Consider the following 9,428-nt stretch of genomic DNA (forward strand, 5'->3'; position numbering starts at 1 on the left):
ATGTTACTCAGTGTCGATGGGTTCAGTCGGCGACGAGCTCGAGCATGATCGTGGACAGCGGCGGCAAGAGCATCGTCGCGGCGATGCTTCCTTCCTCCGCCCGCGCCTCGACCATGCCGCCATTGCCCTTGCCGGAACCGCCATATTCAGAAGCGTCGGTGTTGATGATCTCGCGCCATTTGCCTGATGTCGGCAACGGCACGCGATAATTATCGCGCGGCACCGGCGTGAAATTGGAAATGACGGCCACTGGGCTGCCGCCCGGCGCACTGCGAAGCCAGGCAAAAACCGAATTCTGGCTGTCGTCGACGATCAGCCAGGAAAACCCTTCCGGCTCACAATCACGGCCATGCAGTGCCGGGCGCGAACGGTAGAGATAGTTGAGATCGCGCACCGTCTGCCAGACGCCGCGATGCGGCCGGAATTCAAGCAGGTTCCAGTCGAGCGCGCGCGCCTCGCTCCATTCGCGGCGCTGCGCGAACTCCTGCCCCATGAAAAGCAGCTTCTTGCCGGGATAGCCCCACATGAAAGCGTAGTAGGCGCGTAGCGTCGCAAACTTCTGCCAGTCGTCGCCGGCCATCTTGCCAAGCAACGTGCCTTTGCCGTGCACAACCTCGTCATGCGAGAGCGGCAGCACGAAATTCTCCGAGAAGGCGTAGGTCAGGCCGAAGGTGAGGTCGTTGTGGTGGTGCTTTCGGAAGATCGGCTCCTTGGAGAAATACTCCAGCGTGTCGTGCATGAAGCCCATATTCCACTTGAAGCCGAAGCCGAGGCCGCCTTCATGCACCGGTGCCGAGACCTTCGGCCATGAGGTCGATTCCTCGGCTATGGTCATGACGCCCGGATGATGGCCGTAGACCTCCTTGTTCATCTTCTGCAGGAAGCTGACCGCCTCGAGATTCTCGCGGCCGCCCTTCTCGTTGGGGATCCATTCGCCGGCCTTGCGTGAATAGTCGAGGTAGAGCATCGAGGCGACCGCGTCGACGCGCAAACCGTCGACATGGTATTTCTCGGCCCAGAACAGCGCATTGTTGACCAGGAACGACACCACCTCGCGGCGGCCGAAATTGTAGATCGCGGTGTTCCAGTCGGGATGAAAACCCTTGCGCGGATCGGCATGTTCATAGAGCGCGGTGCCATCGAAATTGGCCAGGCCATGCGCGTCGACCGGGAAATGTGCCGGCACCCAGTCGAGGATGACGCCGACGCCGGCGCGGTGGGCGCCATCGACGAAACGGGCAAAGCCGTCCGGGTCGCCAAAGCGGGCCGACGGCGCGTAAAGGCCGGTCGTCTGGTAGCCCCAGGACGGGTCGTAGGGATGTTCAGAGATCGGCATGAATTCGATGTGGGTGAAACCGGTCTCGACCACATAGGGGATCAGCCGGTCGGCCAACTCGTCCCATGACAGGAACGTTCCGTCGTCGCGAAGCTGCCAGGAGCCGGCATGGACCTCGTAGATCGAGATGGCTTCTCGCCGGTGATCGGCATTGCGCCAGAAATTGCGATGCGCCTCGTCGCCCCACTCGTGCGCCGGCGGCACCGCCACGACCGAAGCAGTAGCCGGACGCAGTTCGGATTTGAAGGCGAACGGGTCGGCCTTCAGCGGCAGCCTCACACCATCGGGGCCGATGATCTCGTATTTGTAGGGTCGTCCGGCACCGATGTCGGGTACGAACAGTTCCCAGATACCGGTGTCGCGGCGGTCTCGCATGGTGTGCCGGCGGCCGTCCCACTCGTTGAAGTCGCCGACCACAGAGACGCGCCGCGCATTGGGAGCCCAGACGGCGAAATGCACTCCGGTGGCGCCTTCGTGATCGATGACATGGGCGCCGAGCTTGTCGAACAGCCTTAGATGCGAGCCTTGGGCGATGTAGTAATCGTCCATCGGGCCCAGCACCGGACCGAACGAATAGGGATCGGTCAGCCACCAGTCGCCGCCGGCGTTCCTGGCATGATAGCGCAGGGGTTGCCGCTTCTTGATCGAGAGCTTGCCTTCGAAAAAGCCGCCATCGTCGCGCCTGGACAGTTCACCCGCGATGGTGCCGGTCAGCGTGTAGGCGGTGACGAATTCGGCATTCGGAACAAAGCACCGGGCATACAGGCTCTTGCCGACCTCATGGACACCAAGGACGGCGAAGGGATCTCCGTGCGTGCCGGCAACAATCGCCGCGACATCGCCGGCTGGCGCCAGTCCATCCGGCCCGCTTGTCGCAGCGGTCGCGCGCGGCTTCTTCATCAGGCAGTGTCCCTCCCCGGGCACCAAGTGTTTGTTTCTAGTGATGTGAATCCGACATTCAATTCACATCACCGGGACCACATTGTTTGCGGCCTCATGCAATCACATCAGACGGGCACGTTCCAGATTTCTTTCGCATATTGGCGGATCGTGCGATCGGAGGAGAACCAGCCGACACGCGCAACGTTGCGGATTGCCCGGGCGTACCAGTCGGGACTGTTGCGCCAGACCGCATCGACCTCGCGCTGGGCGGCGGCATAGGCATCGAAATCGGCGGCAACCATGAACCAGTCGCTGTTGTAGAGACCGTTGATGAGATCGCGGTAACGCTCCGGATCGTCCGGCGAGAAGACGCCTGACGAAACAGCCGCAACCGCTTGCGCCAGCTCAGGCGAGCCTTCGATGACGGCGCGCGGATCGTAGCCGTTGTTGCGCCGCTCGGCGACCTCGGCGGTGGTCAGGCCGAAGATGAAGATGTTGTCGTCGCCGACGCATTCCTTGATCTCGACATTGGCGCCGTCGAGCGTGCCGATGGTCAGCGCACCGTTCAACGCGAACTTCATGTTGCCGGTGCCCGACGCTTCCATGCCGGCGGTCGAGATCTGTTCGGACAGATCGGCGGCCGGCATCATGATCTCGGCAAGGCTGACATTGTAGTTCGGCACGAACACCACCTTCAGCAGACCCCGCACGGCCGGATCGCGGTTGATGACCTTGGCGACATCGTTGGCGAGTTTGATGATCAGCTTGGCATTGTGGTAGCTGGGCGCCGCCTTGCCGCCGAAGAATTTCACGCGCGGCATCCAGTCGCGCTCGGGATGCGAGCGGATCTGGTCGTAGAGGGCGATCGCCTCGAGGATATTCAGAAGCTGGCGCTTGTATTCATGGATACGCTTGATCTGGATATCGAACAGCGCCGAGGGATCGACCTTGATGCCGAGCCGGTCGGCGACGAGGTTGGCCAGCCGCGCCTTGTTGGCTCGCTTGACGGCGGCGAACTTGTCGCGAAAGGCGGCATCGCCGGCGAAACCGTCGAGATCCTTGATGGCGTCGATGTCATCGAGAAAGCGGTCGCCGATCGCCTCGCGGGCAAGCGACGTCAGCCCGGGATTACACTGGATCAGCCAGCGCCGCGGCGTGATGCCGTTGGTCTTGTTGTTGATGCGATCGGGATAGAGCTTGTGCAGATCGGCGAACACCGTCTCCTTCATCAGGTCGGTGTGAAGCGCCGAAACGCCGTTGATCGAGTGCGAACCGACAAAGGCCAGATTGCCCATGCGCACCCGGCGGTCGCCATTTTCCTGGATCAGCGAGATGCGGCCGATCTGCTCGTCCGAGAACTGGTTGGACGCACGCGCCTCCAGAAGCACTTCAGCGTTGATGGCATAGACGATCTGCATGTGGCGCGGCAAAAGCCGCTCGAACAGCGGCACCGGCCAGCTTTCCAGTGCCTCGGGCAGCAGCGTGTGGTTGGTGTAGCCGAAGGTGCGCTGGGTGATGTCCCAGGCCTGATCGAAGTCCATGCCGTGGACGTCCATCAACAGGCGCATCAACTCCGGCACAGCGATGGCCGGATGGGTGTCGTTCAGGTGGATCGCAGCCTTGTCGGGCAAGGACTTCAGGTCGCCATATTGGCTGAGATGGCGCTGGACGATGTCCTGCAGCGATGCGGTGGAGAAGAAATATTCCTGCCGAAGCCGCAGTTCCTGCCCGGCCTTGTGGGAATCGGCGGGATAGAGCACGCGCGACAAGGCATCGGCCTTGTTGCTTTCGGCGAGCGCGCCGATGTGGTCGCCGGCATTGAACTTGTCGAGCAGGATCGGATCGACCGGCATGCCCGACCAGAGCCGCAGCGTGTTGACGCGGTTGGCCCGCCAGCCGACGACGGGCGTATCATAGGCGACGGCCAGCACATGCTCGGTCGGCTTCCAGACATGGCGTTCGAGGCGGCCGTCCTTGGAGGTGATCGATTCCACCGAACCGCCGAAACCGACCTCGAACGAGCGCTCACGGCGTTCGAATTCCCACGGGTTTCCGTGATCGAGCCAGGTTTCAGGCAATTCGACCTGCCAGCCGTCGTGAATCTCCTGGCGGAACATGCCGTTGGCATAGCGGATGCCGTAGCCATGCGCGGGAATGTCGACGGTCGCCATGCTTTCCATGAAGCAGGCCGCAAGCCGCCCGAGGCCGCCATTGCCAAGTGCGGCATCCGGCTCGAGTGCGGCGATGAGATCGAGATCGACGCCCAGAGACGACAGGGCCTCGCGCATGTTGTCCATCAGGCCGAGATTGGAGAAGGCATCGCGCATCAAGCGGCCGATGAGGAACTCCAGAGACAGATAATAGACGCGTTTTTCCTTCTGATCGTACGCCTCCTTCGTCGCCTGCATCCAGCGATCGACGATCCGGTCGCGCACGACCTTGATCGAGGCGGTCAGCCAGTCGTACTGGGTCGCAACGGTGGTATCCTTGCCGACCCGGTATTTGAGGGCCACCAAGACTTCACGTGCGAGTGTCTTGGGATCAGGATTTTCGAGCAGTGGAGGAAGGGGTTCGGATGTCATCGCGCTCGTCATGATGCCTCTCGTGCGGTTGCCATGATCATACCGGCTTTCATCGCTCCTCCCAGCCCATGCTAGCTGATACCGCTATATATTCAATCGATTTAAACATGCCCGAACCGGCATGCCCCCTGCGGCAATTTGGCAATTCGCAAGTGTGACGCGCCAAGACGGTCGCGCGACGCGCTTCAAATTCCTGTTCCGTGCTTGCCGTGCCGCCAACCCTCCAGCACTTGGGCGACATGTATCAGGCCGCCAGCGCTGCCTCGGGCGGAACCTTTGCTCCGGTCATGAAGGCCACGGCATCGGACATCGTATATTGCTTGGGATCGATGACGCAGAGGCGACGGCCGAGCCGGTGGATGTGAATGCGGTCGGCCACTTCGAACACATGCGGCATGTTGTGCGAGATCAGCACGATCGGCAGGCCGCGCTTCTTGACGTCGAGGATCAACTCGAGCACGCGGCGGCTTTCCTTGACGCCAAGGGCGGCCGTCGGCTCGTCCATGATCACCACACGACTGCCGAAGGCGGCCGCGCGCGCCACCGCAACGCCCTGCCTCTGGCCCCCCGAGAGCGTTTCCACAGCCTGGCTGATGTTCTGGATGGTCATCAGGCCAAGCTCGGTAAGCTTGTCGCGGGCGCGCTTTTCCATCGCCGGACGGTCGAGCATACGCAGCCAATCGCCCAGAAAACCCGGTTTGCGGATCTCGCGGCCAAGGAACATGTTATCGGCGATCGAGAGCGCCGGCGACAGTGCCAGATTCTGGTAGACGGTCTCGATGCCGGCTTCGCGTGCCTCCATCGGCGATTTGAAGGCGACGGGTTTGCCTTCAAGCCGGATCTCGCCTTCGTCGGGCACGGCCGCGCCGGAAATCGCCTTGATGAGCGACGACTTGCCGGCGCCGTTGTCGCCGATGACGGCGAGGATTTCGCCGGGATAAAGGTCGAAGTCGGCATTGTCGAGGGCGGTGACACGGCCATAGCGCTTGATCAGGCCACGCGCGGTGAGGATGGGTTCCTGGGTCATGGTCATGCCGACACCTTTCTGATCCATTGGTCGACTGCCACGGCGCCGATGATCAGCACACCGGTGAGCAGCACCTTCCATTGCGGATCGGCGCCCAGCATGTTGAGGCCCATGGAAACGACGCCGACGATCATCGCGCCGAACAGCGTGCCCAGGATGGAGCCGCGTCCGCCGAAGAGGGAAATACCGCCGATCACCGTCGCGGTGATGGCCTGCAGATTGTAGTCGGTGACGGCAGCCGACGGCGAGATCGAGCCGTTGCGGCCGATGGAGACCCAGGCCGCGAAAGCGGCGATCAGGCCGGCCAAGGTGTAGACCGTCATCAACACCTTCTTGGTCTGGATGCCCGACAGCTTCGCCGCCTCCTGGTCATCGCCAACGGCGTAGACATGGCGGCCCCACGCCGTGTGATTGAGCACGTACCAGAGGATCATCACGAGCAGGACCGTGGCAATGACGCCGAGCGTCAGCACCGCAGTGCCGACCTTGAAACTGATGGCAAAGAGATGCAGCAGCGGCGCCTGGGTATCGACGTCGGTGTCGCGGATCGTCTCGTTGGCCGAATAGATGAAGTTCGTGGCCATGACGATGTTCCAGGTGCCAAGCGTCACGATGAAGGGTGGTAGCTTCATGTAGGCGACAAGCACCCCGTTGAGCAGCCCGCAGGCGGCGCCGGCGGCAAGCCCGATCGCCACTGCGAGCGCGCTCGGCATGCCGTAGGAGACCGCGCAATTGCCCATGATCACCGCTGAAATCACCATGATCACACCAATCGACAGGTCGATGCCTGCGGTCAGGATGACCAATGTCTGCGCAGCCCCCAGAATGCCGATGATGGCGATCTGCTGCAGGATAAGCGTCAGCGTGTAGGACGAAAAGAAACGCCCACCGATGGTGATGCCGAAGACGATGATCGCCAGAACCAGGACGATCAGCGGCACCGCGGCCGGCGTCGAATGCAAGAAATGCTGGATACGCTTGACGGCCGATTTGTGCTCGTCAAAAGCAGCAACGCTGGTGTCGCTGCTCGAGAGAACCTTCTCGAATTCCTGAGCTTGAGCCATGTTTTCTCCCCGTAGGCTTCAGCCAAACGCCGACGCCAGTCCACGCCTTTCCGGTCTGCTGCCGGGATTGTTCGCGGTCACGCGAGCCATCGTCCACCCGAAGCAGCCGGGGATCAAGCCCCGACCGCTCAGGTTCCTTGGATGCCGGTCAGAACGGCATCAGCCCCAGCACTTGGCGAGGCCTTCCTTGGTGTCGATGGACTTGACGCCGGTGGCCGGCTTGTCGGTCACCAGGTTGACGCCGGTGTCGAAGAAGTTCTTGCCTTCGGTCGGCTTCGGCTTGGTTCCGTCCTTGGCAAAAGCGGCGATCGCCTCGATGCCGAGTGCAGCCATCTGCAGCGGGTATTGCTGCGAAGTGGCGCCGATGACACCTTCGGCCACCGACTTCACGCCGGGGCAGCCGCCGTCGACGGAAACGATCAGCACCTGGCTTTCGAGGCCGACAGCCTTGAGCGCCTGGTAGGCGCCGACAGCGGCGGGCTCGTTGATGGTGTGGATGACGTTGATGGTGTTGTCCTTCTGCAGGAGGTTCTCCATCGCCTTGCGGCCGCCCTCTTCGTTGCCGTTGGTGACGTCATGGCCGACGATGCGCGGATCGGTCTCGTCGCCGATCTTGTTGGGATCTTTTACATCGATGCCGTAGCCCATCATGAAGCCCTGGTCGCGCAGCACGTCGACAGTCGGCTGCGAAGGCGTCAGGTCAAGGAAGCCGATCTTGGCGTCCTTGGCCTTGTCGCCGAGCGTGGCGGCGGCCCAGGCCCCGATCAGCTTGCCTGCTTCGAGATTGTCCGTCGCGAAGGTCGCATCGGCGGCGTCGATCGGATCGAGCGGCGTGTCGAGCGCGATCACCAGCAGGCCGGCATCACGCGCTTTCTTCACGGTCGGCACGATGCCCTTGGTGTCGGATGCGGTGATCAGGATACCCTTGGCGCCATCGGCGATGCAGCTTTCGATCGCCGCGACCTGGCTCTCGCTGTCGCCGTCGATCTTGCCGGCATAGGTCTTGAGGTCGACGCCGAGTTCCTTGGCCTTCGCGGTCGCGCCTTCCTTCATCTTGACGAAGAAGGGATTGGTGTCGGTCTTGGTGATCAGGCAGGCGCCGACACCGGCCGCGGATGCGGACGAGGCAAACGCCATCAGCCCCAGAGCCGCGGCGGCAAACACGGTCGATTTCAACAATTTTGTATTGGTCACGATTTTCCTCCCAGTGGAACCATTCCGATGCCGGCCAACCGGCACCTGCAGCGCATCCAACGAAATTCTCCCAGCGTGGACGCTGCCTTAACAGACACCAGGCCGAAGCCCGTGTCAATAATTAAATCACTCTTATTTATTATTGACAGCATTGCTTCGTTCACCCATTCTGGCCCAAAAGCATTGAGGGGAAACGACGGGAGGAACAGGGTGGAAACGGCCATTGCGAGGCACGGTTCGCCCGAGGTGAATGACAGCCTCATTCACCGCGGCACCAACCAGAGCGGCATGCGCGACCACAATGAGCGGTTGGTGCTGTCGCTGGTGCGTCAACACGGCAGCCTGGCAAAATCCGACATCGCCCGCATGACCGGACTTTCGGCGCAGACGGTTTCGGTCATCATGCGCGAGTTGGAGGAAGAAAGCCTCCTGCTGCGTCAGGCGCCGTTGCGCGGCAAGATCGGCCAGCCTTCCATCCCGATGGCGCTCAATCCCGAAGGCGCTTTCTTCATCGGCCTGAAGATCGGCCGCCGCAGCGCTGAACTGGTGTTGATCGACTTCCTTGGCAATGTCCGTTCGATGCTGCAGCATTCCTATCGCTACCCGGCGCCGCGCGAGACGATGGACTTCGTCAGCAACGGCATGCGGCAGATGCGCGGCGAGCTCACGCCCGCGCAAGACAAGCGCATCGCCGGGCTGGGCATCGCCATGCCGTTCGAATTGTGGAACTGGGCCGATACCGCCGGCGCCCCGCGCGACGTGATGGACGAATGGCGTCACCGCGACATCAGGGCCGACATCCAGGCGCAATGCGATTTTCCGGTCTATTTGCAGAACGACGCCACGTCGGCCTGCGGCGCCGAACTCGTCTTCGGGCAGGCGGGCGCTGCGCGTGACTTCGTCTATTTCTATATCGGCGCCTTTGCCGGTGGCGGCATCGTGCTGAACGGCCGGCTTTTTGGCGGCCCGACCGGCAATGCCGGAGCGCTCGGCTCCATGCCCGTGCCCGGGCCGGACGGCAAGCCGACCCAACTGATCGATGTCGCTTCCATCGCCATGCTCGAAAAGGCGCTCAATGCGCGCGGCATCGAGGCCTCGCATCTGTGGACCTCGCCGGAAGACTGGGGCGAGATCGGACCCGAACTCGACGGCTGGATCGCCAGCGCCTCAAGGGCGCTCGCTTACGCCATCGTCGCCGCATCCTCGATCATCGATTTCGAAGCGGCGGTGATCGACGGCTGGATGCCGAAGGCGGTGCGCCGCCAGCTGGTCGACGCCATCATTGCGGCAATCGCCACGATCGACGGCGAAGGCTTGAAGCTGCCCGCCATTCGCGAGGGAAC

At 62.3% G+C, this 9,428-nt stretch carries 6 protein-coding genes; 1 reads left to right on the forward strand and 5 read right to left on the reverse strand.

The window, feature by feature from the left end:
* Positions 1–22: 22 nt before the first annotated feature.
* The 5 genes from glgB to EN932_RS05670 all read right to left on the reverse strand — a co-directional run bounded on the left by glgB (position 23) and on the right by EN932_RS05670 (position 8,067).
* Positions 23–2,236: a 1,4-alpha-glucan branching protein GlgB gene (gene glgB, locus EN932_RS05650; protein WP_063171712.1), complete on the reverse strand. Its 2,214-nt coding sequence runs from the start codon at positions 2,234–2,236 to the stop codon at positions 23–25.
* A 107-nt stretch (positions 2,237–2,343) separates the two neighbouring features.
* Positions 2,344–4,812, reverse strand: coding sequence for a glycogen/starch/alpha-glucan phosphorylase (locus tag EN932_RS05655; protein WP_024503694.1), 2,469 nt, complete (start codon positions 4,810–4,812; stop codon positions 2,344–2,346).
* 232 nt (positions 4,813–5,044) lie between these two features.
* A complete protein-coding gene (locus tag EN932_RS05660) occupies positions 5,045–5,854 on the reverse strand; it encodes an ATP-binding cassette domain-containing protein (RefSeq protein ID WP_224621066.1) in 810 nt (269 codons plus the stop codon).
* Positions 5,830–6,891, reverse strand: coding sequence for an ABC transporter permease (locus tag EN932_RS05665; protein ID WP_013532703.1), 1,062 nt, complete (start codon positions 6,889–6,891; stop codon positions 5,830–5,832). The genes EN932_RS05660 and EN932_RS05665 overlap by 25 nt, the downstream gene beginning before the upstream one ends.
* A gap of 159 nt (positions 6,892–7,050) precedes the next feature.
* Positions 7,051–8,067, reverse strand: coding sequence for a sugar ABC transporter substrate-binding protein (locus tag EN932_RS05670; RefSeq protein ID WP_024503693.1), 1,017 nt, complete (start codon positions 8,065–8,067; stop codon positions 7,051–7,053).
* Positions 8,068–8,295: 228 nt separating this feature from the next.
* Here EN932_RS05670 and EN932_RS05675 point away from each other — a divergent pair.
* On the forward strand, positions 8,296–9,428 hold a 1,133-nt coding region (locus EN932_RS05675), incomplete at its 3' end, for an ROK family transcriptional regulator (RefSeq protein WP_164890433.1).

Origin of the sequence: Mesorhizobium sp. M7A.F.Ca.US.002.01.1.1 (assembly GCF_004022955.1) — a bacterium.
In the GTDB taxonomy this organism is placed as follows: Bacteria; Pseudomonadota; Alphaproteobacteria; order Rhizobiales; family Rhizobiaceae; genus Mesorhizobium; species Mesorhizobium ciceri.

Coding starts and splice junctions, on each gene's coding strand:
- glgB (WP_063171712.1), bottom strand. CDS start 2,236: ATGAAGAAGCCGCGCGCGACCGCTGCGACAAGCGGGCCGGATGGACTG.
- EN932_RS05655 (WP_024503694.1), bottom strand. CDS start 4,812: ATGACGAGCGCGATGACATCCGAACCCCTTCCTCCACTGCTCGAAAAT.
- EN932_RS05665 (WP_013532703.1), bottom strand. CDS start 6,891: ATGGCTCAAGCTCAGGAATTCGAGAAGGTTCTCTCGAGCAGCGACACC.
- EN932_RS05660 (WP_224621066.1), bottom strand. CDS start 5,854: ATGGATCAGAAAGGTGTCGGCATGACCATGACCCAGGAACCCATCCTC.